General features: G+C 70.7%; 24 protein-coding genes. All 24 read right to left on the reverse strand.

Annotated elements, in window-relative coordinates; translation table 11 throughout:
• Positions 1–10 precede the first annotated feature (10 nt).
• Positions 11–802, reverse strand: coding sequence for a tryptophan synthase subunit alpha (gene trpA, locus DEU35_RS12845; RefSeq protein ID WP_103209596.1), 792 nt, complete (start codon positions 800–802; stop codon positions 11–13).
• Complete coding sequence (trpB, locus tag DEU35_RS12850) at positions 799–2,142, reverse strand: tryptophan synthase subunit beta (RefSeq protein ID WP_116239749.1); 1,344 nt, start codon at positions 2,140–2,142, stop codon at positions 799–801. The genes trpA and trpB overlap by 4 nt, the downstream gene beginning before the upstream one ends.
• Complete coding sequence (trpC, locus tag DEU35_RS12855) at positions 2,139–2,918, reverse strand: indole-3-glycerol phosphate synthase TrpC (RefSeq protein WP_116239750.1); 780 nt, start codon at positions 2,916–2,918, stop codon at positions 2,139–2,141. Before trpC ends, trpB begins: the two co-directional genes overlap by 4 nt.
• Complete coding sequence (locus tag DEU35_RS12860; protein ID WP_116239751.1) at positions 2,918–3,148, reverse strand: DUF6704 family protein; 231 nt, start codon at positions 3,146–3,148, stop codon at positions 2,918–2,920. Before DEU35_RS12860 ends, trpC begins: the two co-directional genes overlap by 1 nt.
• Before the next feature lie 240 nt (positions 3,149–3,388).
• Positions 3,389–3,976 carry a Trp biosynthesis-associated membrane protein gene (locus tag DEU35_RS12865; RefSeq protein WP_116239752.1) on the reverse strand — a complete coding sequence of 196 codons (588 nt, stop codon included), beginning with the start codon at positions 3,974–3,976 and terminating at the stop codon, positions 3,389–3,391.
• Complete coding sequence (hisI, locus tag DEU35_RS12870; protein WP_103209583.1) at positions 3,976–4,314, reverse strand: phosphoribosyl-AMP cyclohydrolase; 339 nt, start codon at positions 4,312–4,314, stop codon at positions 3,976–3,978. The genes DEU35_RS12865 and hisI overlap by 1 nt, the downstream gene beginning before the upstream one ends.
• Positions 4,311–5,075, reverse strand: a complete 765-nt coding sequence (gene hisF / locus DEU35_RS12875; protein WP_103209580.1) for an imidazole glycerol phosphate synthase subunit HisF — start codon at positions 5,073–5,075, stop codon at positions 4,311–4,313. Before hisF ends, hisI begins: the two co-directional genes overlap by 4 nt.
• A complete protein-coding gene (hisG, locus tag DEU35_RS12880) occupies positions 5,075–5,917 on the reverse strand; it encodes an ATP phosphoribosyltransferase (protein ID WP_103209578.1) in 843 nt (280 codons plus the stop codon). Before hisG ends, hisF begins: the two co-directional genes overlap by 1 nt.
• Before the next feature lie 46 nt (positions 5,918–5,963).
• The gene (locus DEU35_RS12885) at positions 5,964–6,227 is read right to left on the reverse strand and encodes a phosphoribosyl-ATP diphosphatase (RefSeq protein ID WP_055837422.1); all 264 of its coding nucleotides are present in this window, start codon (positions 6,225–6,227) and stop codon (positions 5,964–5,966) included.
• A 482-nt stretch (positions 6,228–6,709) separates the two neighbouring features.
• Positions 6,710–7,381 (reverse strand): ribulose-phosphate 3-epimerase, encoded by a 672-nt coding sequence (gene rpe / locus DEU35_RS12890; protein WP_116239753.1) that lies wholly within the window; start codon positions 7,379–7,381, stop codon positions 6,710–6,712.
• Between the two features lie 112 nt (positions 7,382–7,493).
• Positions 7,494–8,864 carry an RsmB/NOP family class I SAM-dependent RNA methyltransferase gene (locus tag DEU35_RS12895; protein ID WP_181904653.1) on the reverse strand — a complete coding sequence of 457 codons (1,371 nt, stop codon included), beginning with the start codon at positions 8,862–8,864 and terminating at the stop codon, positions 7,494–7,496.
• Positions 8,861–9,778: a methionyl-tRNA formyltransferase gene (gene fmt / locus DEU35_RS12900; RefSeq protein ID WP_103209575.1), complete on the reverse strand. Its 918-nt coding sequence runs from the start codon at positions 9,776–9,778 to the stop codon at positions 8,861–8,863. Before fmt ends, DEU35_RS12895 begins: the two co-directional genes overlap by 4 nt.
• 47 nt (positions 9,779–9,825) lie before the next feature.
• Entirely contained in the window at positions 9,826–11,808 is a 1,983-nt protein-coding gene (locus DEU35_RS12905; protein ID WP_103209573.1) for a hypothetical protein, read from the reverse strand.
• Between the two features lie 61 nt (positions 11,809–11,869).
• Positions 11,870–13,063, reverse strand: coding sequence for a methionine adenosyltransferase (metK, locus tag DEU35_RS12910; RefSeq protein WP_103209570.1), 1,194 nt, complete (start codon positions 13,061–13,063; stop codon positions 11,870–11,872).
• 116 nt (positions 13,064–13,179) lie between these two features.
• The gene (gene rpoZ, locus DEU35_RS12915; protein ID WP_055837405.1) at positions 13,180–13,434 is read right to left on the reverse strand and encodes a DNA-directed RNA polymerase subunit omega; all 255 of its coding nucleotides are present in this window, start codon (positions 13,432–13,434) and stop codon (positions 13,180–13,182) included.
• Between the two features lie 206 nt (positions 13,435–13,640).
• Positions 13,641–14,546 carry a guanylate kinase gene (gene gmk, locus DEU35_RS12920; RefSeq protein WP_116239754.1) on the reverse strand — a complete coding sequence of 302 codons (906 nt, stop codon included), beginning with the start codon at positions 14,544–14,546 and terminating at the stop codon, positions 13,641–13,643.
• Complete coding sequence (gene pyrF / locus DEU35_RS12925; protein ID WP_116239755.1) at positions 14,539–15,399, reverse strand: orotidine-5'-phosphate decarboxylase; 861 nt, start codon at positions 15,397–15,399, stop codon at positions 14,539–14,541. The genes gmk and pyrF overlap by 8 nt, the downstream gene beginning before the upstream one ends.
• Positions 15,396–18,683 (reverse strand): carbamoyl-phosphate synthase large subunit, encoded by a 3,288-nt coding sequence (gene carB / locus DEU35_RS12930; protein WP_116239756.1) that lies wholly within the window; start codon positions 18,681–18,683, stop codon positions 15,396–15,398. The genes pyrF and carB overlap by 4 nt, the downstream gene beginning before the upstream one ends.
• Positions 18,676–19,848, reverse strand: coding sequence for a glutamine-hydrolyzing carbamoyl-phosphate synthase small subunit (carA, locus tag DEU35_RS12935; RefSeq protein ID WP_116239757.1), 1,173 nt, complete (start codon positions 19,846–19,848; stop codon positions 18,676–18,678). The genes carB and carA overlap by 8 nt, the downstream gene beginning before the upstream one ends.
• Entirely contained in the window at positions 19,845–20,348 is a 504-nt protein-coding gene (locus DEU35_RS12940; RefSeq protein WP_103209557.1) for a hypothetical protein, read from the reverse strand. The genes carA and DEU35_RS12940 overlap by 4 nt, the downstream gene beginning before the upstream one ends.
• Entirely contained in the window at positions 20,345–21,667 is a 1,323-nt protein-coding gene (locus DEU35_RS12945; protein ID WP_116239758.1) for a dihydroorotase, read from the reverse strand. The genes DEU35_RS12940 and DEU35_RS12945 overlap by 4 nt, the downstream gene beginning before the upstream one ends.
• Positions 21,664–22,632, reverse strand: a complete 969-nt coding sequence (locus DEU35_RS12950; protein ID WP_116239759.1) for an aspartate carbamoyltransferase catalytic subunit — start codon at positions 22,630–22,632, stop codon at positions 21,664–21,666. The genes DEU35_RS12945 and DEU35_RS12950 overlap by 4 nt, the downstream gene beginning before the upstream one ends.
• A complete protein-coding gene (gene pyrR / locus DEU35_RS12955; protein WP_103209551.1) occupies positions 22,629–23,159 on the reverse strand; it encodes a bifunctional pyr operon transcriptional regulator/uracil phosphoribosyltransferase PyrR in 531 nt (176 codons plus the stop codon). Before pyrR ends, DEU35_RS12950 begins: the two co-directional genes overlap by 4 nt.
• A gap of 301 nt (positions 23,160–23,460) precedes the next feature.
• Positions 23,461–25,044, reverse strand: a complete 1,584-nt coding sequence (locus DEU35_RS12960; protein ID WP_103209548.1) for an MBL fold metallo-hydrolase — start codon at positions 25,042–25,044, stop codon at positions 23,461–23,463.
• Positions 25,045–25,135 lie beyond the last annotated feature (91 nt).

Below are 25,135 nucleotides of genomic sequence, written 5' to 3' on the forward strand. Positions count from 1 at the left end.
GGGTTCGAGTCTAGGCGCGCTGCGCAGTGCCCGCAGACAGCTCGCGCGCGAGGTCCGAGAGGCCCTCGACGCCGCCGTCGCGAAGCGCCTTGACCAGCGCGGTACCCACGATCGCCCCGTCGGCGTACTCGACGACACCGGCGACCTGCTCGGCGTTCGAGATGCCGATGCCGACGCACGCGTGCTCGGCCCCGAACGACCGCAGGCGCTCCACGAGACCTCGAGCCGCGGCATCCAGCTGCGCCCGTTCCCCCGTGATGCCCATGGTCGACACCGTGTACACGAAGCCCGTGGACGCCTGGACGATCATCTGCAGTCGCTCGTCCGACGAGGTCGGGGCGGCGAGGAAGACGCGGTCGAGGCCCGTGCGCTCGCTCGCGGCGATCCAGGCGGCGCCGGCGTCGGGAGTGATGTCGGGCGTGATGAGTCCCGCTCCCCCGGCCGCCACGAGCTCGTCGGCGTACCGGTCGACGCCGTACTGCTCGACGAGGTTCCAATACGTCATGACGAGGATCGGCACGTGGGTGCGCGCGGTGACCTCGCGGATGATGGTGAACAGATCGGCCATGCGGAACCCGTTGGACAGCGCGGTCTGCGTTGCCTCCTGGATGACCAGACCGTCCATCACGGGATCGCTGTAGGGCGGCCCGAGTTCGATGACGTCGGCACCGGCTTCGGCCAGCGCGACGGCCGCCTCGATGCTCGTGGCGACGTCGGGGAAGCCCGCGGGCAGGTACCCGACGAAAGCGCCGCGTCCCTCCGCCCGGGCGGCCTCGATGGCCGCGGAGACACGCGAGGTCACAGCTCGACTCCTGCGCCGCTGGCGGCGTCGGGAGCCGGGGCCACGTCGACGGGCGAGCCGGGAGCGGATGCCACGGTCGCGGCCGCACGTGTCTGCGGGGCGCCTTCGGGGCCTTCGGGCGCGTGCTCCGCGTCGTACAGGTCGAAGTAGCGCGCCGCGGTGTCCATGTCCTTGTCGCCGCGACCCGAGAGGTTGATGGCGATCACGGCATCCGGGCCCAGCTCGCGCCCGATGCGCAGGGCTCCGGCGAGGGCGTGGGCCGACTCGATGGCGGGGATGATGCCCTCGGTTCGGGACAGCAGACGGAGGGCCTGCATCGCCTCGTCGTCGGTGGCGGGGATGTACTGAGCGCGACCGATGTCGGCGAGCCACGCGTGCTCGGGACCGACGCCGGGGTAGTCGAGACCGGCCGAGATCGAATGCGACTCCGTGGTCTGACCGTCTTCGTCTTGCAGCACGTACGTGCGGGCGCCGTGGAGGACCCCCGGGCGACCGCGTTCGATCGACGCGGCGTGCTGAGGCGTGTCGACGCCGTCGCCGGCCGCCTCGACGCCGTAGAGCGCGACGCCCTCGTCGTCGAGGAACGCCTCGAACATGCCGATCGCGTTCGAGCCGCCGCCGACGCACGCGAAGACGGCATCGGGAAGGCGACCCAGGCGCTGGAGGAACTCGGCGCGGGTCTCTTCGCCGATGATCTTCTGGAAGTCGCGGACCATCGCCGGGAAGGGGTGGGGGCCTGCGGCCGTGCCGAAGATGTAGTTGGTCGTCTCGACCGAGGCGACCCAGTCGCGATAGGCCTCGTTGATCGCGTCCTTCAGCGTGCGCGAACCGGTGGTCACCGGGATCACCTCGGCGCCGAGAAGGCGCATGCGCGCGACGTTGAGGGCCTGACGTTCGGTGTCGACCTCGCCCATGTAGACGACGCACTCGAGGCCGAACAGGGCCGCGGCGGTCGCGGTGGCGACGCCGTGCTGGCCCGCGCCGGTCTCGGCGATCACGCGCGTCTTGCCGAGGCGCTTGGTGAGCAGCGCCTGGCCCAGCACGTTGTTGATCTTGTGCGAGCCGGTGTGGTTGAGGTCTTCGCGCTTGAGGAAGACGCGCGCGCCTCCGGCGTGCTCGGCGAAGCGCGGCACCTCGGTGAGCACCGAGGGGCGGCCCGCGTAGTCGTGAAGCAGTGCGCGCAGCTCGGTGTGGAACGCGGGGTCGGCCATCGCCGACTCGTAGACCGCGGTGAGTTCGTCGATCGCGGCGATGAGCGATTCGGGCATGAAACGCCCGCCGAAGTCGCCGAAGAACGGCCCCTTCTGATCGCGCAGGTTCTGGGTGGGAGCGGTGGTCATGACGTCTCCTGGAGGAACGCGCGGAGCGTGGCGACGGGGTCGCCGGTGACGAGGGCCTCGCCCACGAGCACGACGTCGGCACCCGCCGCGCGGTAGTGCGCCACATCGGCGGGGGCGAGGACGGCCGATTCGGCGATCTTCACGGCATCCGCGGGGAAGCGCTCGACCAGCGAACCGAACAGGTCGCGGTCGAGCTCGAAGGTCGAGAGGTTGCGGGCGTTCACACCGATGAGCTTCGCCCCCAGCTGTGAGGCGCGCTCGAGTTCTTCCGCCGAGTGCGTCTCGACGAGGGCGGTCATGCCCAGGTCGGTGACGAGACCGTAGAGCTCGGTGAGCGTCTTCTGGTCGAGGGCCGCGACGATCAGCAGCACGAGGTCGGCCCCCGAGGCGCGGGCCTCGAGCACCTGATAGGGCGTCGCGATGAAGTCCTTGCGCAGCACCGGCACGCTCACGGCCGAACGAACGGCTTCGAGGTCGGCGAGGCTGCCCTTGAACTTGCGGCGCTCGGTGAGCACGGAGATCGCGGACGCACCGCCCTCTTCGTACAGGCGCGCCTGCCGGGCGGGGTCGGGGATCGCCGCGAGGTCTCCGCGAGACGGGCTCGCGCGCTTGACCTCGGCGATGATCTTCACGCGGTCGGCGGGGGCGAGCATCGCCAGCGCGTCGCGCGCCGGCGTCTGCGCGAGAGCATCGCGTTCGACCTCGGCGAGGGGTCGCGACTGCGCGCGCTCCTCGGCGTCCTCCACCGCTCCGGCCGTGAGATCGGCCAGCGCCATCAGTGGGCCTTCGGGTTGGACTTCGCGCCGTTCGCGCCGTAGCCGGCCTTGGTCATGGCCCAGCCGACGATGGCGCCGACGACGAGCAGACCCACCGAGGCCCACACCAGGACGGGCATGTCGAGCCAGAAGAACAGCGTGCCGAGCGTGAACGCGACGAGCATGATGATCACGGCCGTCCAGGCGGCGGGCGAGTGTCCGTGGCCGGGGTCGCCGATGGGGTTGCTCATGGGGCTCCTTACAGTCGCGCGCGAGCGCGGGGGAAAGCGTCGGATCAGTCTACCGAAGCGAGGGTGCGGTCCCGGCGCGGTCGTCTCGATGTCGCGAGTTCTCGAGTGTCGGCCGTGCCGACCGCCGTGATGACCTGCGGTCACCGGTTGCTGCACTCGCGAACGCCCTCGGCGAGCGTGTACCGGGGCAGCGCCCGTTCATCGGGGGATCTCGCCGGGCGGGCGATGCGCCCACCGCGCTCAGGCGGTGGGGTCGTCGCCGCGCGAGAGATCGTCCCAGGAGTCGATCGCGTCGTGCGGTCGACCGGTGTCGCCTCCCGTCTCGTCCGCGGTCCGGTACTTGCGGCTCGCGCCGGAGGCCCACCGGCGCGCGGTGACGAGGGTGAAGACGGATGCCGAGAGCAGGACGATCTGAGCGACCAACGTCACGGCGGGCCACGGCGTCAGCGCGAGATCGCGCACGAGGGAGGCCACGGCATTCGTTCCCGAGATGCCCGTCGCGTCGGTGACGGTCGCCGCGGTCGCCGAGACCGGGGTCGCGAGGAGGATCTGCGCGGTGCCGATACCGATGAAGGCGGCGATCAGCAGACCGAGAGCGCCGAAGACGTGACGCAGCACCGGCCCGACGATCGAGAGGGCGGCGCCGAGAGCGAGCGCGGCCAGACTCAACGGGGTGAGCACCGGGAGCGCCTCGGCACCCGGTACGGCCAGGGTCTGCTGGGCGCCGTCGTCGAGGGTGACGTCGATCCAGGTCTGCGTCGAGGCGATCACGCCGATCGCTCCGGCCAGCAGCATCGCCAGCACCGCCGTCGAACGGGCACGACGCATCAGCTCTCCCCCACGACCGGATGCAGGTCGTCGGCGTCGAAGCACGTGTGATCGCCCGTGTGGCACGCGGCGCCGATCTGGTCGACCTCGATGAGCAGGGTGTCGCCGTCGCAGTCGAGGCGCGCGCCCTTGACGAGCTGGATGTGGCCCGAGGTGTCGCCCTTGCGCCAGTACTCCCCGCGCGAGCGCGACCAGAATGTCACACGGCCGGTCGTGAGCGTGCGGTTCAGGGCCTCGGCATCCATCCACCCGACCATCAGCACCTCGCGCGAGTCGAACTGCTGGATCACCGCGGCCACAAGGCCGTCGGCGTCGTACTTCACGCGGTCGACGCTCATCGGCGCACCTCGATCCCTTCGGCCGCCATGGCGTCCTTCACCTGTCCGACGCTCAGCTGGCCGGAGTGGAACACGGATGCCGCCAGCACGGCGTCCGCGCCGGCCTGGATCGCCGGGGCGAAGTGCTCGAGCGCGCCCGCACCCCCCGAGGCGATGACCGGCACGGCGGCGACCTGGCGCATGAGACGGACCAGCTCGAGATCGAAGCCCTGCTTCGTGCCGTCGGCGTCGATGGAGTTGACCAGCAGTTCCCCCGCTCCGCGCTCGACGGCCTCGCGCGCCCATTCGAGGGCGTCGAGGGTCGTCTCGGTGCGGCCGCCGTGGGTGGTCACCACGAAACCGGAGGGAGTGGATGCCGAACGCTTCACGTCGAGCGAGAGCACGATGACCTGTGCGCCGAAGCGGTCGGCGATCTCGCCGATGAGGTCGGGGCGCGCGATCGCGGCCGAGTTCACGCCGATCTTGTCGGCGCCGACCGCGAGCAGGCGGGCGACATCGTCGTCGGAGCGCACTCCCCCGCCGACCGTCAGCGGGATGAAGACCTGCTCGGCCGTGCGGCGGACGACGTCGTACGTCGTCGAGCGCTCGTCGACCGTGGCGGTGACATCGAGGAACGTGACCTCGTCGGCGCCCTGGTCGAAGTAGAGCTTCGCGAGCTCGACCGGGTCGCCCATGTCGCGGAGGTCGAGGAAGTTGACGCCCTTCACGACGCGGCCGCCCGCGACGTCGAGGCACGGGATCACGCGACGCGCGAGGGTCATCAGAGCCTCGCGGCGAGGATCTCGGTGACGAGGATCGCGCGTGCGCCGATCGCGTAGAGCTCGTCCATGACGCGGTTGACGTCGCGCCGCGGGCTCATGACGCGCACGGCGACCCATTCGGGGTCGCGCAGCGGCGAGATCGTCGGCGACTCCAGGCCCGGGGCCACGGCGATCGCCTGGTCGACGAGGTCCGCGGGCAGGTCGTAGTCGACCAGCACGTACTTGCGCGCCGCCAGGACACCGCGCAGGCGCCGCAGGAGCGTCTCGGTTCCCTCGACCTCGTTCGGGCCCGAGATCAGGACGGCGTCGCTCTCGAGCAGCACCGGCCCGAAGATCTCGAGCCCCGCCTGACGCAGCGTCGTGCCGGTCGAGACGACGTCGGCCACGGCATCCGCCACTCCGAGCTGGACGGCGGACTCGACGGCTCCATCGAGCGGGACGATGTCGACGGCGATGCCGCGCTCGTCGAGGAACGCATCGACCAGACCCGGATAGGCGGTCGCGACGCGCAGGCCCTGGAGGTCCTGCACGTCGGTGAAACGGCCGGGGCGGCCGGCGAAGCGGAACGTGGAGCCGGCGAAGCCGAGCGACTCGACCTCTCGGGCGCCGGGCATGCGGGCGTCGAGCAGCAGGTCGCGGCCGGTGATGCCGACATCGAGCGCGCCCGAGCCGACGTAGGTCGCGATGTCGCGCGGACGGAGGTAGAAGAACTCGACCTCGTTGACGGGGTCGACGGTGTACAGGTCTTTCGAGTCGCGTCGTCCGGTGTATCCGGCCTCCGAGAGCATCTCGGCGGCGGTCTCGGCGAGCGACCCCTTGTTCGGCACGGCGATGCGCAGCATGTCGGGGGCTTTCGTTTCGAAGGGAGCTGGGGGTCGAGAGCGCGGCTCAGAGATGTCGGTAGACGTCCTCGAGCGACAGGCCCTTCGCGAGCATGAGCGTCTGCAGGTGGTAGAGCAGCTGCGAGATCTCTTCGGCCGCGGCGGCGTCGGACTCGTACTCGGCGGCCATCCACACTTCGGCTGCCTCTTCGACGATCTTCTTGCCGATCGCGTGCACGCCGGCGTCGAGCTGCGCGACGGTGCCGGATCCCTCGGGTCGCTCGACGGCCTTGGCGCTGAGTTCCGCGAACAGGTCGTCGAAGGTCTTCACCTGTCCAGGGTATCGGGTCGGCGGGGGTGGGGCTGCCCGCGGAGCCCCCGGGTCCCGGCATCCGGCGCTCTCACGCATAAACGCTCTGCGCGCGCGTAAACGCGGGGAGAGCGCGTTTATGCGCGTGGATCGCGTTTATGAGCGCGATGAGAGGTGCGGGTTGTTCGGGGTGCGTGTGCGTGCGGTGCTGGTGCGCGGTGCGGGTGGTGCGCGCGCGGGGTCCGCGGGGCCGGGTGCCGGATGCGGGTGGTGCGGGTGCGGGGTCCGCGGGGCCGGGTGCCGGATGCGGGTGGTGCGGGTGCCGGCTGGTGCGCGGAGGGACGCGCACGACGCCGGATGTAGCCGGAGCGGGTTCCCGGGCACGCATAAACGCTATTCGCGCGCGTAAACGCGGGGAGAGCGCGTTTATGCGCGTGGATCGCGTTTATGCGGGGGGTGCAGCCGCGGCCGGAGATGGCGGGGCGACCGAGCGGCCCCGACCGTCAGTGGCGGTGGCGGGCGGCCGAGGCGCGCAGGGACTGGATCGCGCGGTCGGGGTCGTCGGCGCCGAAGACCGCGGAGCCGGCGACGAAGGTGTCCGCCCCGGCTTCGGCGGCCTGCGCGATCGTCGACTCGCCGACACCGCCGTCGACCTGCAGCCAGACGCTCGAGCCTCGCCGTCTCGCCTCGTCGGCGAGCGTGCGGAGCTTGGGCATGGTCTCGGGCATGAAGGACTGGCCCCCGAATCCGGGCTCGACCGTCATGACGAGGATCTGGTCGAACTCGTTGAGCGAGTCGAAGAGATTCTCGACGGGCGTCCCGGGCTTGACCGCCACTCCGGCTCGGGCGCCGATCGAGCGCAGCTGCCGGGCGAGGGCGACGGGCGACGCCGCGGCCTCGAGATGGAAGGTGACGGATGCCGCACCCAGCTCGGCGTACGCCGGGGCCCAGCGGTCGGGGTCGTCGATCATCAGGTGCACATCCAGCGGCACGGGGCTCGTCTCTTGAATGCGTCCGACCATCTGCGGGCCGAAGGTCAGATTCGGCACGAAATGGTTGTCCATCACGTCGACGTGCACGAAGTCGGCGCCCGCGATGCGTGCGAGCTCGGCTTCCATGTTCACGAAGTCGGCGGCGAGGATACTCGGGTTGATGCGCGGGGCGTCGGTAGGCACCCGACCATTATGGGCGTGCGGGTCGTCGCCCTCGCGTCGCGCGTCGGAGAGGTCTGCCCGTTCCGGCGGTGGCGCGAAGAATCGCGGCGACCGCGCGGGCGGAGACTCGGCCTCAGCGCTTGCGGAGCAGAGCGATCGACATCGCGTCGGTCCCGTGCCGGTGGGGCCACAGCTGCGCACGCAAAGATCCGTCGGCCTGATCGGGCAGATCGATCTCGTCGCGCGCGATCTCGCGGACGACGGCGCGGGCGTCGAGCTCTTCGGCGGCGTCGCCCAACGCACGCTTGACCTCGGCCAGAACGCCCGACGTCTCGGCCAGGTGCGGGGAGCAGGTGACGTAGGCGACCACTCCGCCGGGCTTCAGCGCCTCGAACGCGGCGAGCACGAGTTCCTGCTGCAGGGCGGTGAGGTCGGGCACGTCGGCCGGGGTCTTACGCCACCGGGCCTCGGGGCGGCGACGCAGCGCGCCGATCCCCGTGCACGGGGCGTCGACGAGGACGCGGTCGTACCTCCCCGGCATTCGGGCCGCGCGCTCGCGCCCGTCCTCTTCGCTGACGTCGACGTCGAGGGGAACGGATGCCACGGCCTGGCGCACCAACCCCGCCCGGGCCGGGGAGATCTCGTTGGCGTCGAGGTGCGCGCCGTGCGCGAGGGCTTCGGCCGCGAGCAGCGCGGTCTTGCCCCCCGGGCCCGCGCACAGGTCGAGCCAGCGCTCGTCCTCTCGCACCGGCAGGGCGCGGCTGAGGGCGAGGGCCGCGAGCTGAGAGCCCTCGTCCTGCACACGGATACGACCCTGCGACGAACGGATGAGGCCCTCGGGGTCTCCCCCGCGCGTGGTGAAAGCGGTCGGAGCGTATCTCGCCGCTGTGGCGTCTTCGGGTACCTCGGCGAGGCCCGGGAGGGCGATCATGGCGACGCGCGGGGCGACGTTGTCGGCCTCGAGCAGCCCCTCGAGTTCGTCGGCGCGGCCCTCGGCGGTCAGGGCACGACGCAGCGCCCGCACGATCCACACGGGGTGCGAGGTCGTCAGCCCGATGCGCTCGTCGTCGCTGCGGGCACCGGTGGCGATGCGCTGCATCCACTCGCCGGGGTTGTCGCGCGAGACGCGACGCAGCACCGCGTTCGCGAAGCCCGCAGCGCCCTTCCCACCGCCGTGGCGACGAGCGAGCTCGACGGACTCGTTCACGGCGGCGTGGGACGCCACGCGGGTCGACAGTAACTGGTGCACGCCGAGGCGCACGGCGTCGAGCACGGCGGGATCGATCCGGTCGATCGAGCGGTCGGCCGCGGTCGCGATGATCGCGTCGTATGTGCCGCGGCGACGAAGAGTGCCGTACGTCAACTCGGTCGCGAGCCCCGCGTCCTTGGCATCCAGCCGCTGTCGCGCGATGGCGTGCGGCAGGAGGAGATTGGCGTAGGCCCCGTCCTCCGACACCGCCCGCAACACGTCGAAGGCGACGGCACGTGCTCCCTGCACGTTCATGCGCCCAGCACCGGCTCGCTCGACCGCAGGCCGCGGAACCAGTCGCCGGCCGGCATCGCGCCCTTGCCGGCCGGCTGGACCGTCTCGAGCCGCAGGGGCGTGGTTCCCGTGCCCACGAGCACGTCTTTTGCGGACGCCGTGACTCGGCCGGGCGGGAGCGGCGGAGCGTCCGCGGGGGCGGCGCGCAGCACCTTCACCCGGGCGCCGTCGAGCGTGGTGTGCGCGCCGGGCTCGGGGGTGACCCCGGCGATCTGGTGCAGGAGGCTCTCGGCATCCCGGGTCAGATCGAGGGCGCCGTCGTCGAGCGTGAGCTTGGGGGCGAGGGTGGGTTCGCCCTGCTGCGGAGCGGCGACTGCGGTGCCGTCGGCGATGCCGTCGACGACGCGCGCGAGAAGCGGAGCGCCGATCTCGGCGAGGGCGTCGAGCAGATCGGCCGAGGTCGCCCCGGCGGGGATGTCGTAGCGCTCCTCGGCGAACACGTCTCCGGCGTCGAGCGCGGCGACCAGCTGAAAGACGCTCGCTCCCGTGACCGCGTCGCCGGCCATGAGTGCGCGCTGCACGGGGGCAGCGCCGCGCCAGCGCGGGAGCAGGGAGAAATGCAGGTTGATCCACCCGTGCGCGGGCGTCGAGAGCAGCGGCTCACGGACGAGACCGCCGTAGGCCACGATCACACCGAGCTCCGGCTCGAGGGCCGCGATCCGGGAGGTGACCTCGGCGTCGAGCCGATCGGCCTTGATGAGCGGGATGTCGAGTTCTTCGGCGGCCCGCGCGACCGGCGAGGGGGTGAGAACGCGCTTGCGTCCGAGCGGAGCGTCGCTGCGGGTGACGACGGCCGCGATCTCGTGTGTGCCGGATGCCAGGGCACGCAGAGAGGGGACGGCGACGGCGGGGGTGCCGGCGAAGACGAGGCGCATGGGTCTCCTCAGACTCTCGGGAGCGGACGGACGGGGTGGCACGGCGCTCAGAGGTCGGGCTCGGGGATGTCGAGGCGGACTCTGAGCGTACTGCGCGGTTGGGGGCCGCGATCTTTGCGCGACTTACGAGCGCGCAGGGCATCGGTGATGACACCTGCCCGCAGTGCCTCTGCCACCGCCCGGCCGTGTGCGTAGTCGAAGCGCACCAGGGCGCGCGACGAGGAGGAATGGGGGTCGGTGGACGTGTCGACCGGACCCAGGACCGCGAGGGCGTCGAGGTCGGGGACGCTCTCCCGCAGGGATTCCAGCAGCACGTCGACGCTCCGGGCGTGTCCGTCGACGCTCGCGACCCGCACCGCCGGGGGCATGCGCAGCGGCGCGCGATCGATGAGTTCGGCGCGAGCATAGGCGGACTGCGTCCAGGTGGCGAGGGCTCGTGCGACGGGGCCGGCGACTCCGACGAGGTGCACGGGGGCTCCCGGAGCGGCCAGAGCGGCGGCGTTCGACCACCACCGGAGGCAGTGCTCGCCGATGCGCAGGGCCTCGTTCTGCAGCATGCGGTCGCCGTCGAGCAGGATCACGGCACGATAGCCGCCCCGGGCGAGGGGTTCGGCGCCGCGCGTGGCGATGACGAGGGCGGGGGCGGCGTCGACCTCGGTGACGGGGTGGGCGCCGTCGGCGACGATCACCCGGGTGTTCGGGAAGGCGCGGCCGAGCTCGTCGGCGGTGCGCTCGCTGCCCGACGACGCCATGCGCAGTTTCGTCGAGCCGCAGTGTCCGCACGCCCAGGCGTGGGCGCTGCGGCCGCACCAGGCGCAAACCGGCGTCGCTCCGGGACGAGCCGCGCGCAGGGGGCCGGCGCAGTGCGGGCAGCGCGCGGGGCGGCGGCAGTCAGCGCAGACGAGGGAGGGGGCATAGCCGGGACGGGCGACCTGCACGAGCACCGGACCGTGCTGCAGAGCCTCTCGTGCGGCGGCGAATGCCGACGACGGCACCCTCGACTGCCGCTGCTCGCCTTCGCGCGTGGCGCTGAGGACCACGCGCGGGCTCGGGCGCCGCGTCTGGGGGATCTCCCGGACGTAGCCGACCTCGACGAGGCGCTGCACGTCGGTTGTCCGGGTGTGGCCGGCGAAGAGCAGCGCCGAACCCTCGATCTCCTGACGCACCAGGGCAGCGTCGCGCGCGTGCACTCCGGGGGCGAGGGGTTCGGACAGGAGCGTGTCCCCGTCGTCCCAGACCGCGACGAGACCGGTGTCGTGAGCGGGGGCGTAGACCGCTGAGCGACGGCCGACGACGATGCAGGGCACGGGCGCGAGGGTACGGAGGTACTGCGCGTAACGCGCGGGCCCGGACTGATCGGAGTCGTCGCGCACGATGGCATCCGCACTCACGATCTCGCCCAGCGCCGCCAGGAGCTGAGCTTGATCACGATAGTCGGGGACGACGAGCACGGCACTGCGCCCCCGGGCGAGCGTCTGCACGGCGGCGGCGGCGAGGAGATCCGCCCACGCCCCGCGCGGCAGCTCCGCGTGCGGGTGCGGAGGGGCGTCGATCGCGATCCTCTCGCCGGCGTCGAGGGCGGCGGCGAGCCCCGCGTAGGGGGCGAGGAGCGCGACGGCGCGTTCGTGTGCGGCGGGAACGACCTCGGGGGCGGTGGGCGCGGGGGCTGCGGCCCAGGCCTTCTCGGCGCGGACCATGCGTTTGGGCACCGCGAGACGCAGGATGTCGCTGATCGATCCTGCTGCGCGATCGGCTACACGCCGCGCCAGCGTGTACAGGCGCTCGGGCAGGACGGGCATCGGCGACACGACCGCCTCGACCGACGAGAGCGGTCGCTCCGAGCCGTCGTCGGCGACGACCTCGATGACGAAGGCGTCCATCATGCGACCGGCCGAGCGAAGGGGCACCTTCACCCGGACCCCCGGGGCGATATCGGCGACCAGCGGGTGCGGGACGGCGTAGTCGAACAGCCGGTCGAGCTGCGGGACGGGCGACTCGAGTTGCACGCGCGCCACGCGACGCTCGCTCATGAGCTCACTTCCCGGGTGCGGCGGCGGTCGTCGGTGCCGGGGCGTACTCCCCCACGCACTCTCAGAGTCCGGCGGCGGTACGCAGCTCGTCGACGCGGTCGGTGCGCTCCCACGTGAAGTCGGGCAGCTCACGGCCGAAGTGGCCGTACGTCGCGGTCTGGGCGTAGATCGGGCGCAGCAGGTCGAGCTGGTCGACGATCGCGGCGGGACGCAGATCGAAGACCTCGCGGATCGCGCGCACGATGGCCTCGTCGGCCACGTGAGCGGTGCCGAACGACTCCACGTACAGCCCCACGGGGTTGGCCTTGCCGATCGCGTAGGCGATCTGCACCTCGAGACGGTCGGCGAGGCCCGCGGCGACCGCGTTCTTCGCGACCCAGCGCATGGCGTACGCGGCCGAACGGTCGACCTTCGACGGGTCCTTGCCGCTGAAGGCGCCGCCGCCGTGACGTGAGGCGCCGCCGTAGGTGTCGATGATGATCTTGCGACCCGTGAGACCCGCGTCTCCCTTCGGCCCGCCGATGACGAACGGACCGGCGGGGTTGATGTAGTACTTCACGTCGGGCAGCTCGAGGCCCGTCTCGGCCAGCACCGGGTCGATGACGGCGGCCTGCACCTCGGCGCGCAGATCTTCTTGAGAGATGTCGGGGTGGTGCTGCGTCGACAGCACGACGGAGTCGACCGTGCGCGGCACGAGGCCGTCGTAGCCGAGGGTCACCTGCGTCTTGCCGTCGGGGCGGAGGAACGGCAGCGACCCGTCTTTGCGCACGGATGCCAGACGCTCCGCGATCCGGTGGGCGGTCCAGGCGGCCATGGGCATGAGCTGGGGCGTCTCGTTGGTGGCGAACCCGAACATGATGCCCTGGTCGCCGGCCCCCTGGAGGTCGCGCGGATCGACGGAGCCGCGCTCACGCTGCTCGAACGCCTTGTTGACGCCCGCGGCGATATCGGAGGACTGCGCCCCGATCGACACCGAGACGCCGCACGATTCACCGTCGAAGCCGGTGTCGCTCGAGGTGTACCCGATGCGGTTGACCACATCGCGCACGATCGCGGGGATCTCGACGTAGGCGCTGGTCGACACCTCTCCCGCGACGTGCACGAGCCCCGTGGTGACGAGGGTCTCGACGGCCACGCGACCGGTGGGGTCCTCGGTGAGGATGGCGTCGAGGATGCTGTCGGAGATCTGGTCGCAGATCTTGTCGGGGTGACCCTCGGTGACGGACTCGGACGTGAACAGGCGCAGGTCGGTCAAAACGACTCCGGAGAAGTGTGGGGCGGGGATGGGCACAAGTATGCCCCGGGTGGCGCAGAGCCGCCCGGGGCATCGTCACATCTGTGAACAGATCACGAGAGTGTGCAGGCTGTGGATTACTCCGCTGCGCGCAGACGCAGCTTGTCTTCGTGGATCTCGTGCAGCGCGATCGTGAGGGGCTTGTCTTCGACGGTGGAGTCGACCAGCGGTCCCACGTTGTCGAAGAGGTTTCCCTCGTGCAGGTCGGAGTAGTAGTCGTTGATCTGACGCGCGCGCTTGGACGCGTAGATGACGAGCTGATACTTCGAGTCGACCTTGTCGAGCAGAGCGTCGATGGGCGGGTCGATGATGCCCTTGTCACGTCCGGCCATGGGGAACCTCCTGGTTCGGCGGGATGGGGTGGATGCGGCGCTCGGGGCGCCGAAGCATCTGATCATTCTAGCCGACGCCGGCCCGGCCTGTGCCGAGGGGTGTCGGGTGGGTCTCGTCGTCTCGGTTCGAGGCGTATTCGGCGCATCGGGGCGTACGTGTCACGCCCCGAGCGCCAGAACCCGCCCCCGACGACGAGACGCGGAGCTCACTGCTGCGCCGCGGCGAGAGCGACGACCTCGGCGGCGGCCGAGGCGACGTCCTCGTTCACGACGCGGTAGTCGAACTCGTTCTGCGCCGCCAGTTCCACACGGGCTGTGCGCAGGCGCCGGGCGCGCTCCTCGGCATCCTCTGTCCCGCGCCCGACGAGACGCTGGACGAGTTCGTCCCAACTCGGCGGGAGCAGGAAGACGAGGGTCGCCGAAGGATCGGCCGCGCGCACCTGGCGGGCACCCTGCAGGTCGATCTCGAGAAGCGCCGTGCCGCCCTCGGCGAGGACACGCTCGATGGGCGCGCGCGGAGTGCCGTAGCGGTTCTTGTTGTGAACCACGGCCCACTCCAACAGCTCCCCCTCGGCGATCAGACGGTCGAACTCGGCGTCGTCGACGAAGTAGTAGTGCTCCCCCTCGACCTCGCCCGGGCGGGGCGCGCGAGTGGTGGCGGAGACCGAGAGGTGGATCTGGGGGTAGTTCGCCTTGACATGCGCGGCGACCGTGCCCTTGCCCACCGCGGTCGGGCCGGCGAGCACGACGAGGCGACTGCGGCCCTCGCGCGGGGCGGGCTCGGGCCAACGCGTGTCGAGGTACTCCCGCAGGGCATTCCGTTGCCGCGTGCCGAGCCCGCCGAGGCGCTTGACCGGCGAGATCGAGAGCGACGCGAGGATGCGATCGCGTTTGCTCTCGCCGATCGCGGGGATCGCCGTCAGGAACTCGGTCACGCGCATCGCGCCGGCCGCGGAGAGCGGGTCGGCGAGCCCCCGGCGCAGCAGCTCCTGCGGCGAGATGACGCGGGTCGACACGTCGCGCTTGAGCGCGGCGCGCTCGCGACGGGCCTCGACCGCGCGGCGCGAGGCGGCGGCGCGATCGACCTCGGGTGGACGACGGGTTTCAGCCATGCAGGGACTCCCGGTAGAGCGCGGCGCGCTCATCGATGCGGGCGGCGAGACGGTCGGGTCCGACCGCGAGGATGCTCCGGCTCTCGTTGGCCACGACGGCCTTGGCGACGTAGCCGAAGAGGCGGCGCAGATCGGCCGGGGCCGCTCCCTGCGCCCCGAAACCGGGGGCGAGGATGGGCATCCCCGCCAGGGCCACGTCTCCGAGACCGAAGGCGGAACGATCCACCGTGGCTCCGACGACGACGCCCACGGGGCCGAGGGCCCCGGGCGCGCCGATGTTGGCCTGGTTGACATCGTGCGCGACGCGCGCGGCGACGTGCTCGTGGTCGCCCACGGCCTGCGCGTCGTCGACGATCGCGCTCTGCAGGGCGCGGGCTTCGGGATTGCTCGTCGCGGTCAGCACGAACGTGCCCTTGCCGTGGTGCACCGCGAGCGACAGCGTGTCGCGCAACGAGTCGGCGCCCATGTAGGGCGACAGGGTCACGGCATCCGCTTCGAGGGGAGCGCCGGGCTCGAGCCACGCGTGGGCATAGCCTTCCATGGTCGTACCGATGTCACCCCGCTTCGCGTCGGCGATCACGAGAAGTCCCGCGTCGCGGGCCGCCGCCATCACGTCCTCCAGCGCGGCGAAACCGCGCGAACCGTAGCGCTCGTAGAACGCCACCTGGGGCTTGACCACGCCGACCCGGCCGCGGGCGGCCTCGACCACCCGCAGCCCGAAGGCGCGCGCGCCCTCGGCGGTGGCATCCAGCCCCCACGCCGACAGCAGCGCGGCGTGGGGGTCGATGCCGACGCACAGGGCGCCGTGCAGATCGAGGGCGGCGCTGAGGCGCTGTCCGAACGTGTCGCTCACAGGCGCCCCGCGCGATCCACGGCGTACTCCTGGAGGCTGCGCACTCCGAAGCCGTCCTTCATCGCGCCGAGGGCGCTCACGGCGGCGCCGAGCACGGCCATCGTCGTGAACAGGGCCTTGTCGGCCGCCACGGCGGCCGCGCGGATCTCGTAACCGTCGGCTCGGGCGGTGCCGCCCGAAGGCGTATTGACGATCATGTCGATCTCGCCGGCGTTGATCAGGTCGACCACGTTGCGCTGACCGGAGCCCTGCGTTTCGGAGTACTTCTCGACGACCTTCACGCGGATGCCGTTGCGGGCCAGGATCTCCGCCGTTCCCTCGGTCGCCACGAGCTCGAAGCCGAGCTCCTGCAGTCGGTGGGCGGGCAGGATGACCGCGCGCTTGTCGGCGTCGGCGACCGAGATGAAGACGGTGCCGGAGGTCGGCATCCCGCCGTAGGCGGCTTCCTGCGACTTCGCGAACGCCGTCGGGAAGTCGCGGTCGATGCCCATGACCTCACCGGTCGAGCGCATCTCGGGCCCGAGCACCGAGTCGACGGTGTGGCCGTCGGCGGTGCGGAACCGCTTGAACGGCAGCACGGCCTCTTTGACCGCGACGGGAGCGTCGAGCGGCACGCGCGAGCCGTCCTGCTCGGGCAGCAGACCCTCGGCGATGAGCTCGGCGACGGTGTTGCCGGCCATGATGCGGCTGGCGGCCTTCGCGAGCGGGATGCCGAGAGCCTTCGACACGAACGGCACGGTGCGACTCGCGCGCGGGTTCGCCTCGATGACGTAGAGGACCCCCGCCGAGATCGCGAACTGCACGTTCAGCAGACCGCGGACGCCGACGCCCTTCGCGATCGCGAGGGTCGCTTCGCGGACGCGGTCGACCTCGGTGCGACCGAGCGAGACCGGCGGCAGCGTGCACGAGGAGTCGCCGGAGTGGATGCCGGCTTCCTCGAGGTGCTCCATGACACCGCCGATGTACAGGTCGGTGCCGTCGAACAGCGCGTCGACGTCGAGCTCGATCGCGTCGTCGAGGAAGCGGTCGACGAGGAGCGGGAGACCCGGGCCGATGATCGCCTGATCGGCGACCCGGACGAAGTAGTCGCGCAGGGCCTCCGTCGAGTAGACGATCTCCATGCCGCGACCACCGAGCACGAAGCTCGGGCGCACCAGCACGGGGTAGCCGATCTCCTCGGCCACGGTCACGGCGCCCTCGACGTCGATCGCGGTGCCGTTGCGCGGGGCCACGAGACCGGCGTCGTCGAGCAGGCGCGAGAACAGTTCGCGCTCCTCGGCGAGGTCGATCGCCTCGGGGCTGGTGCCGAGGATGGTGTAGCCCGCAGCCTCGATGCCCTTCGCCAGGCCCAGCGGCGTCTGACCACCGAGCTGGCAGACGACACCGAGGATGGTGCCCGACTGGCTCTCGGCGTGCAGCACCTCGAGCACGTCCTCGAGCGTCAGCGGCTCGAAGTACAGGCGATCGGAGGTGTCGTAGTCGGTCGACACGGTCTCGGGGTTGCAGTTGACCATGACCGTCTCGTACCCGGCGTCCGAAAGCGCGAACGAGGCGTGAACGCACGAGTAGTCGAACTCGACGCCCTGACCGATGCGGTTGGGGCCCGAGCCGATGATGACGACCTTGGTGCGCTCGGAGGGCGTGACCTCGGTCTCGGCGTCGTACGAGGAGTAGTGGTACGGCGTGAGAGCCGGGAACTCCCCCGCGCACGTGTCGACGGTCTTGTAGACCGGGCGCACGTCGAGTGCGTAACGGATCTCGCGCACCTCGGCTTCGTCGAGGCCGCGGATCTGGGCGATCTGGGCGTCGCTGAAACCGTGCTCCTTCGCGACGCGGAGGGTGTCGGCATCCAGTTCCGAAGCCTCGCCGATGAAGGCGGCGACCTCGTTGATGAGCACCATCTGGTCGATGAACCACGGGTCGATGGCCGTGGCGTCGAAGGCCTGCTCGGCCGTCGCGCCCTTGCGCAGCGCCTGCTGCAGCACGACGATGCGCCCGTCGGTCGGGGTCTTCGCGATCTCGAGCAGCTCCTGCACCGAGCGCGACTCCTCGCCCCAGTGGAAGCTCGAGCCGCGCTTCTCGAGCGAGCGGAGGGCCTTCTGCAAGGCGGTGGTGTAGTTGCGGCCGATCGCCATGGCCTCGCCCACCGACTTCATGGTGGTGGTGAGGGTGGTGTCGGCGGCGGGGAACTTCTCGAAGTTGAAGCGCGGCACCTTCACCACGACGTAGTCGAGCGTGGGCTCGAAGCTGGCCGGGGTCACCTTGGTGATGTCGTTGGGGATCTCGTCGAGGCGGTAGCCGATCGCGAGCTTCGCGGCGATCTTGGCGATCGGGAAGCCCGTGGCCTTCGATGCCAGCGCCGACGAGCGCGACACGCGGGGGTTCATCTCGATGACGATGATGCGACCGCTCGCCGGGTCGACCGCGAACTGGATGTTGCAGCCACCGGTGTCGACGCCGACCGCGCGGATGATGTCGATGCCGATGTCGCGCAGTCGCTGGTACTCGCGGTCGGTCAGCGTGAGGGCGGGAGCCACGGTGATCGAGTCGCCGGTGTGCACGCCGACCGGGTCGACGTTCTCGATCGAGCAGACGACCACCGTGTTGTCGGCGGTGTCGCGCATGAGTTCGAGCTCGTATTCCTTCCATCCGAGGATCGACTCCTCGAGCAGCACCTCGCTCGTGGGCGAGTCGTGCAGGCCCGCGCCGCCGATGCGGCGGAGGTCGGCCTCGTCGTACGCGAAGCCCGAGCCGAGACCGCCCATGGTGAAGGAGGGACGCACCACCAGGGGGTAGCCGAGCTTCTCGGCACCCGCGAGCAGCTCGTCCATGGAATGGCAGATGACGGATGCCGCGACATCAGCGCCCGCCTCGATGACGAGCTCCTTGAAGATCTGGCGGTCCTCGCCTCTGTTGATCGCGTCGAAGTCCGCGCCGATGAGCTCGACGTCGTACTTCTCGAGGATTCCGCGCTTGTGCAGCTGGATCGCCGCGTTCAACGCGGTCTGACCGCCGAGCGTGGGGAGCACGGCATCCGGCTTCTCTTTGGCGATGATCGATTCGATGACCTCGGGGGTGATCGGCTCGATGTAGGTCGCGTCGGCGAAGTCGGGGTCGGTCATGATCGTCGCCGGGTTGGAGTTGACGAGGATGACGCGCACCCCCTCCTCGCGGAGCACTCGGCACGCCTGGGTGCCGGAGTAGTCGAACTCGCAGGCCTGACCGATGACGATCGGGCCGGAGCCGATGACGAGGACGGAGTTGATGTCGTCGCGCTTAGGCATTGGTCTTGGTCTCCTGGTTCGCGATCACCATGTCGCGGAAGCGGTCGAACAGGTAGTTGGCGTCGTGCGGGCCGGAGGCGGCCTCGGGGTGGTACTGGACGCTGAAGGCGGGGATGTCGAGGGCGCGCAGACCCTCCACGACGTTGTCGTTGAGGCCGATGTGGCTCACCTCGACGCGGCCGAAGCCGTTCGGGCTGTCGATGACCTGGTCGAGCGGGGCCTCGACGGCGAAGCCGTGGTTCTGCGAGGTGATCTCGACGCGGCCGGTGGTCTTGTCGAGCACGGGCTGGTTGATGCCGCGGTGTCCGAACGGCAGCTTGTAGGTGCCGAAGCCGAGGGCGCGGCCGAGCAGCTGGTTGCCGAAGCAGATGCCGAAGAACGGCAGTCCGTCGCTCAGCACCTCGCGCAGCAGCTCGACGTGCCGGTCGGATGCCGCGGGGTCACCGGGGCCGTTCGAGTAGAACGCCGCGACCGGCTCGATCGCGCGGATCTGCTCGATCGTGGCGGACTGCGGGAACACGTGCACGTCGAACCCGCGGGCGGCCAGGTTCACGACCGTGGAGCGCTTCACTCCGAGATCGAGTACGGCGAGGTTGCCGAGGCGCTCGGCCGTGGCCGGGGTGACCTCGACCTCGCTCACCGAGACCTCGGCGGAGAGGTTGCGGCCGGCCATGCTCGGGGCCTCGCGTACGCGTCGCAGCTGCTCCTCGGCATCCAGGGTCGCCGCCTCGCCCGAGAAGACGCCGCCGCGCATGCTGCCCGAGGAGCGGATGCGGCGGGTGACGGCGCGGGTGTCGATGCCCGAGATGCCGACGATCCCGTCCTCGACGAGCGCGTCGTCGAGCGAGCGGTCGGCACGCCAGTTCGACACCATGCGCGAGGGATCGCGCACGACGTAGCCGGCGACCCAGATGCGCCGCGACTCGGGGTCTTCGTCGTTCACCCCGGTGTTGCCGATGTGGGGGGCGGTCTGCAGCACGATCTGGCCCGCGTACGAGGGGTCGGTGATCGTCTCCTGGTAGCCGGTCATGCCGGTGGCGAAGACGACCTCGCCGAGGGTCTCGCCGCGCGCGCCGTAGGCACGGCCGGTGTAGCGGGTGCCGTCTTCGAGCACGAGGACGGCGGGGTCTCGCGTGAGGCGCGAGGAAGGGATCAGGGCGGTCATGCGTCGCTTCCTGTCGTGGGGATGAGGGGACGAATGGCGTCGGCGAGGGCTTTCGCCGAGGCATCCTGGGGTCGGAGGTAGGTGTCGACGATCGTGTCGTCGTCGATGCGCCAGCTGACGCGCGTCAGGCCGTCACGCTCGACAACGCGGTCGATGGCGACCGTGGCTTGAGCTGCGTCGATGAGGCGGTCGCGGGTGAGCGCGATGCGGGGCTGGCCCTGCAGGTCGAGGGCGACGCCGGCGGTCGTGACGGTGACGTCGACGCGGGAGCGGAAGCCGAGGCCCCTGATCGCGAGGCGCTCGAGCGGCTCGTCGTGTCGGGTCGTGGCGACGTAGAGCCCCGAGAACACCGCCGTCTCGACGGCGTTCGCGGGCAGCTCCCCCACCGGGGCGGAGTAGCGCGCATCGCGCCGCGTTCGTCGCACCCAGGCCCACGCGAGCAGGGCCAGCAGCACGACGGCCACGCCGATCATGACGAGGAGGGCGCCCTCACGGCTCACGAGAGCGCTCCGGGGGCGTCGAGCACGGCACCGTCGACGACGGTCGGGATGCCGCCCCGCACGGTCCAGCGCACGTCTCCGGGCAGATCCCGGCCCAGGTAGGGCGAGTTGGTGCTGCGACCCGCGAGGTCGCCGACACCGAAGGGGCGGGAGGGCCGCGGGTCGTACAGTGTGAAAGTGGCGGGCTGTCCCGCGGCCACCGGGGTGCCGTGGCCGTCGAGGCGACCGATGCGCGCGGGGGTCGCCGACATCACGCGGGCCACGTCGTCCCAGCTCATCAGACCCGTCTCGACCATGGCGTGGTGGACGACCCGCAGAGCGCTCTCGAGGCCGACCATGCCGTTGGCCGCCGCCGCCCACTCGCAGGCCTTCGCCTCGGTGGGGTGCGGAGCGTGGTCGGTGGCCACGATGTCGATCGTGCCGTCGGCCAGGCCCTCGCGCACGGCGAGGACGTCTTCTTCTCGGCGCAGTGGCGGGTTGACCTTGAAACGGGCGTCGTAGTCGCGCACGAGCTCGTCGGTCAGCAGCAGGTGGTGCGGGGTGACCTCTGCGGTCACGTTGACGCCGCGCTTCTTGGCCCAGCGGATGATGTCGACCGAACCCGCGGTGCTGAGGTGGCAGACGTGCAGCCGCGAACCGACGTGCTCGGCCAGCAGGACGTCGCGAGCGATGATCGATTCCTCGGCGACGGCGGGCCAGCCGGCGAGACCGAGCTCGGCCGAGACGGCACCCTCGTTCATCTGGGCGCCCTCGGTCAGACGCGGATCCTGTGCGTGCTGCGCGATGACGCCGTCGAAGGCCTTCACGTATTCCAGCGCTCGCCGCATGATCAGCGGGTCGAAGACGCAGAAGCCGTCGTCGCTGAAGACGCGGACGCGGGCGCGCGAGTCGGCCATCGCGCCCAGCTCGGCGAGCCGCTCGCCCTTCTGCCCCACGGTCACGGCGCCGATCGGCTGCACGTGCACGTAGCCGGCGGCCTCGCCGAGGGCGAGTTCCTGCTCGACCACGCCCGCCGTGTCGGCGACGGGCGACGTGTTGGGCATGGCGAAGACGGTGGTGAAGCCACCGGCCGCGGCGGCACGGGACCCGGTGAGGATCGTCTCGGATGCCTCGTACCCGGGCTCGCGCAGGTGCACGTGCAGGTCGACCAGGCCGGGGAGGGCGACGAGCCCGTCGGCGTCGACGACCGTGGCGCCCGCGTGCGACAGAGCGGAACCGGTCTCGGCGATGACCCCGTCGCGGACGAGGAGGTCGGTGGCATCCTGACCCTCGATGCGCGCGCCGCGCACCAGAAGCGTCTGGGGGGTGGCGTGGCTCATCGGAGGTCCTCTTTCTCGGTGTGGGGCCGCTCGCCTGCCAGCAGCAGGTACAGAACGGCCATCCGCACGGAGACACCGTTCGTGACCTGCTCGAGCACCGTCGAGCGAGGTGAATCGGCGGCTTCGGCGGAGATCTCCAGACCCCGGTTCATGGGACCGGGATGCAGCACAATGCTACCGTCCGGCAGAGCCGCCAAGCGCCGGGCGTCGAGACCGTAGCGGCGGGAATACTCCCGTTCAGTCGGGAAATACGCAGCAGACATGCGCTCGAGCTGGATGCGGAGCATCATGAGCGCGTCCGGCCCCGCCGCGATCGCGTGATCGAGGTCGTAGTCGATCTCGACGGGCCACCCGCTGACGTCCTGCGGAACCAGCGTCGGCGGCGCGACCAGCGTGATGTGGGCGCCCAGGGTGTGCAGCAGCCAGACGTTCGAGCGAGCGACGCGCGAGTGCAGCACGTCGCCGACGACCGTCACCCGGATGCCGCTGAGGTCACGGCCGCGGCTGTCGTCGCCGAACAGGCGTTTGCGGATTGTGAAGGCGTCGAGCAGGGCCTGGGTCGGGTGCTCGTGCGTTCCGTCGCCCGCGTTGACGACGCCCGCGCTGATCCAGCCGGAGGTCGCGAGGGTCCGCGGGGCACCGGACGCCCCGTGCCGGATGACCACGGCATCCGCCCCCATCGCCTGGAGGGTCTGCGCGGTGTCCTGGAGCGATTCGCCCTTGCTGACGCTCGAACCCTTCGCCGAGAAGTTGATCACGTCGGCGGAGAGCCGCTTGGCGGCGGCCTCGAACGAGATGCGTGTGCGCGTGGAGTCTTCGAAGAAGAGGTTGACCACGGTCTTGCCGCGCAGAGTCGGGAGCTTCTTGACCTCGCGGCGCTGCGTGTCGGCCATGTCTTCGGCGACGTCGAGGATCTCGAGGGCGTCCGCTCGCGAGAGGTGCTGGGTGTCGAGGAGGTGCCTCATGACTCGATCGTCACCTCCTCGATGCCGTCGATCTCGGCGAGACGCACGTTGACGCGCTCGTCACGGGCGCTGGGGAGGTTCTTCCCGACGAAGTCGGGGCGGATCGGCAGCTCGCGGTGACCGCGGTCGATGAGCGTCGCCAGGCGCACGGCGGCCGGTCGGCCGATGTCCTGCAGGGCGTCGAGGGCGGCGCGGATGCTGCGACCCGAGAACAGGACGTCGTCGATCAAGACGACGGTCTTGCCGTCGATGCCCCCGGCGGGGATCTCGGTCTTGCGCGGAGCACGCGTCGGGTTGCGGTGCAGATCGTCGCGGTACATCGTCACGTCGAGAGAGCCGACGGGGACGGCAGTACCACCGAACTCGCTGACGAGAGGGCCGATGCGATTCGCGAGGGTGACGCCGCGGGTCGGGATCCCGAGGAGGACGAGTCCTTCCGGTCCTTTGTTGGACTCCAGGATCTCGTGCGATATGCGCGTCAAAGCGCGGGCGATATCGGCATCGTGCATGACGGTGCGCGTATTCATCCGCCGCTCCCTTCTCCGCCTCACGGGACGGGGTTAAAGGTTGCTGTGGTTCTTCGTCGAGTCTAGCGGGTCGGGTGGGACGACCGTCGACTCGATCCGGGCGGGTGGCGCGGCGGGCGCGGGGAGCGAGGCGGCGTGGCGGATCCGCGGGAGAGCGGCGCGGGCGGTCACGGCCGTGCGGTGCGTGCGGCCCCGGAGCGCCCGGGGCGGGAGGAGATTCAGCGGGGAGAGGACGGATGCCGCGTGTGCGGTCCTCCCCTCCCGGAGTCTCCTCCCGCGGGCGACATCGCGAGCGGCAGCCTCAGCCCGCGGCGACCTCGGCGGCGGCCCGCTCGGCCGCGGCGCGTTCGCCGCTGGGCGTAGAGCGGATCGGGTGCCCGGTCGTGGTCAGGCAACGACCGCTGGCCAGGTCCCACTTCCAGTCGTGCAGCGAGCACGTGAGCACGCCGTTCTCGATCTTGCCGGTTTTGGTGAGGTCCGCGCGCAGGTGCGGGCAGCGACGCTGAACGGTCCAGCCGTCGATCTCGGCATCCTCGGTCTGGTCCGACTGTTCGGCGTACCAGTTCTCGACGTACTCGATGCGGTCGCGCGACAGGCACTTCAGGAACGTCGTGAGGAACTCGTTGAACTTGCCCGAACGACCCACCTCGAACTGCATCGACAGGAAGATCGAGTTCGACCAGTCGATCTCGTGGTCGCGGATGTTCGTCGACACGAGGTCGGCGGGGATCGTGTACCAGTAGATGCACTCCTCGCCCGCGTACTCGCGGACCTTCGCCTTGGGGAAGTCCACGACCATGTCGAGCTCGCCGATGCGGAAGCGCACCATGCCGCCGACACCGTTGCGGATGGTGCGCGCGCGGCGCAGCAGCGGCTCCCACCACTCCTTGATCGCCGCGAGCATCTCGGCCGGCGGCAGGACCTCCGCGCGGGTGGCCTCTTCGGCCTGTACCTCTGCCTGGCGGCTGTCGCGCTGCTCGGCCAGGTAGTTCCACTTGTCGCCGAAGACACGCTCGATCTCGGCATCCGTGTACAGCGTCTGGGTGACGGTGACGTCCGACCCCTGCACCTCGACCTCGGTCCCCGGGAGGAACAGGTAGCCCTTCTGGTCGGGGCGCTGCTCCTTCATGTGCGCGAGGAACTCCCGTTGGTCGGTGAAGATCGAGTCGTTCTCGAGGCCCGTGCCGTTGTAGCGGAACAGCTCTTCGCGCAGGAACATCGGCGGACCGGCCATCGGGAAAACGTGCTCGGCGTCCACTTTGTCGATGTAGTACATCGCGCGCTTGTTCTGCGCGTCGCGCTTGAGCTGCGCGAAGTTCTGCTTCGCGTCCTGGGGCAGGTCGTAGACCATGGGCCACCAGATCGCGCCCGAGACCTGGGTGAAGTACGCGTCGGGCTTGCCGAAGGCGAACAGCTTGTCGAGGTCGAGCGGGTGCGAGTCGTTCTGGTTGAGGATCGACGCGGTGCCGTCGTCGAGCGACAGCGACGAGTCGCCGATCGGGCCGTCGGAGGGGGCGCGCAGCGGCGTCACCATGAGTTTCAGCTCGCCGAACTGCAGGGGCACGCCGGCCTCGGTGCGGATGAGGTTCGTGTAGCCGAGCGCGATGAGGTCCTGCTCGAGGTCATCGGTCGGGTACTCGGGCAGGAGCACCGCGATGTCTTTCGGCACGTACCGCTCGAGCATCGCCGGATCGAAGTGGTCACGATGGCGGTGCGAGATGTAGAGGAAGTCCGCCTTGCCGAAGCGCTCCCAGTCGAGGGCGCGGTTGTCGGGGAACGGGAACCACGAGCCGAAGAAGCTCGGGCCGATGACGGGGTCGCAGATGATGCTGCCGCCGCGCGTCTCGATGAACATTCCCGCGTGGCCGAGGCCGGTGATCTTCATGCCGCTCCTGTGTCGTTGGCGAACCACACGAGTCTACGCGGGGGCGGCTGAACGGGTTCAGGGAGAGCGGGCGGGTCGGCGAGGTCCCGCG

It is taken from the genome of Microbacterium sp. AG157, assembly GCF_003385695.1.
In the GTDB taxonomy this organism is placed as follows: domain Bacteria; phylum Actinomycetota; class Actinomycetes; order Actinomycetales; family Microbacteriaceae; genus Microbacterium; species Microbacterium testaceum.

What these genes read in the sequence shown, in the direction of transcription:
- trpB (WP_116239749.1), bottom strand. Translation starts at nt 2,142, where the DNA reads ATGACCACCGCTCCCACCCAGAACCTGCGCGATCAGAAGGGGCCGTTC.
- trpC (WP_116239750.1), bottom strand. Translation starts at nt 2,918, where the DNA reads ATGGCGCTGGCCGATCTCACGGCCGGAGCGGTGGAGGACGCCGAGGAG.
- DEU35_RS12860 (WP_116239751.1), bottom strand. Translation starts at nt 3,148, where the DNA reads ATGAGCAACCCCATCGGCGACCCCGGCCACGGACACTCGCCCGCCGCC.
- DEU35_RS12865 (WP_116239752.1), bottom strand. Translation starts at nt 3,976, where the DNA reads ATGCGTCGTGCCCGTTCGACGGCGGTGCTGGCGATGCTGCTGGCCGGA.
- hisI (WP_103209583.1), bottom strand. Translation starts at nt 4,314, where the DNA reads ATGAGCGTCGACCGCGTGAAGTACGACGCCGACGGCCTTGTGGCCGCG.
- hisF (WP_103209580.1), bottom strand. Translation starts at nt 5,075, where the DNA reads ATGACCCTCGCGCGTCGCGTGATCCCGTGCCTCGACGTCGCGGGCGGC.
- hisG (WP_103209578.1), bottom strand. Translation starts at nt 5,917, where the DNA reads ATGCTGCGCATCGCCGTGCCGAACAAGGGGTCGCTCGCCGAGACCGCC.
- DEU35_RS12895 (WP_181904653.1), bottom strand. Translation starts at nt 8,864, where the DNA reads ATGAACGTGCAGGGAGCACGTGCCGTCGCCTTCGACGTGTTGCGGGCG.
- fmt (WP_103209575.1), bottom strand. Translation starts at nt 9,778, where the DNA reads ATGCGCCTCGTCTTCGCCGGCACCCCCGCCGTCGCCGTCCCCTCTCTG.
- DEU35_RS12905 (WP_103209573.1), bottom strand. Translation starts at nt 11,808, where the DNA reads ATGAGCGAGCGTCGCGTGGCGCGCGTGCAACTCGAGTCGCCCGTCCCG.
- rpoZ (WP_055837405.1), bottom strand. Translation starts at nt 13,434, where the DNA reads ATGGCCGGACGTGACAAGGGCATCATCGACCCGCCCATCGACGCTCTG.
- gmk (WP_116239754.1), bottom strand. Translation starts at nt 14,546, where the DNA reads ATGGCTGAAACCCGTCGTCCACCCGAGGTCGATCGCGCCGCCGCCTCG.
- carB (WP_116239756.1), bottom strand. Translation starts at nt 18,683, where the DNA reads ATGCCTAAGCGCGACGACATCAACTCCGTCCTCGTCATCGGCTCCGGC.
- carA (WP_116239757.1), bottom strand. Translation starts at nt 19,848, where the DNA reads ATGACCGCCCTGATCCCTTCCTCGCGCCTCACGCGAGACCCCGCCGTC.
- DEU35_RS12945 (WP_116239758.1), bottom strand. Translation starts at nt 21,667, where the DNA reads ATGAGCCACGCCACCCCCCAGACGCTTCTGGTGCGCGGCGCGCGCATC.
- DEU35_RS12950 (WP_116239759.1), bottom strand. Translation starts at nt 22,632, where the DNA reads ATGAGGCACCTCCTCGACACCCAGCACCTCTCGCGAGCGGACGCCCTC.
- pyrR (WP_103209551.1), bottom strand. Translation starts at nt 23,159, where the DNA reads ATGAATACGCGCACCGTCATGCACGATGCCGATATCGCCCGCGCTTTG.
- DEU35_RS12960 (WP_103209548.1), bottom strand. Translation starts at nt 25,044, where the DNA reads ATGAAGATCACCGGCCTCGGCCACGCGGGAATGTTCATCGAGACGCGC.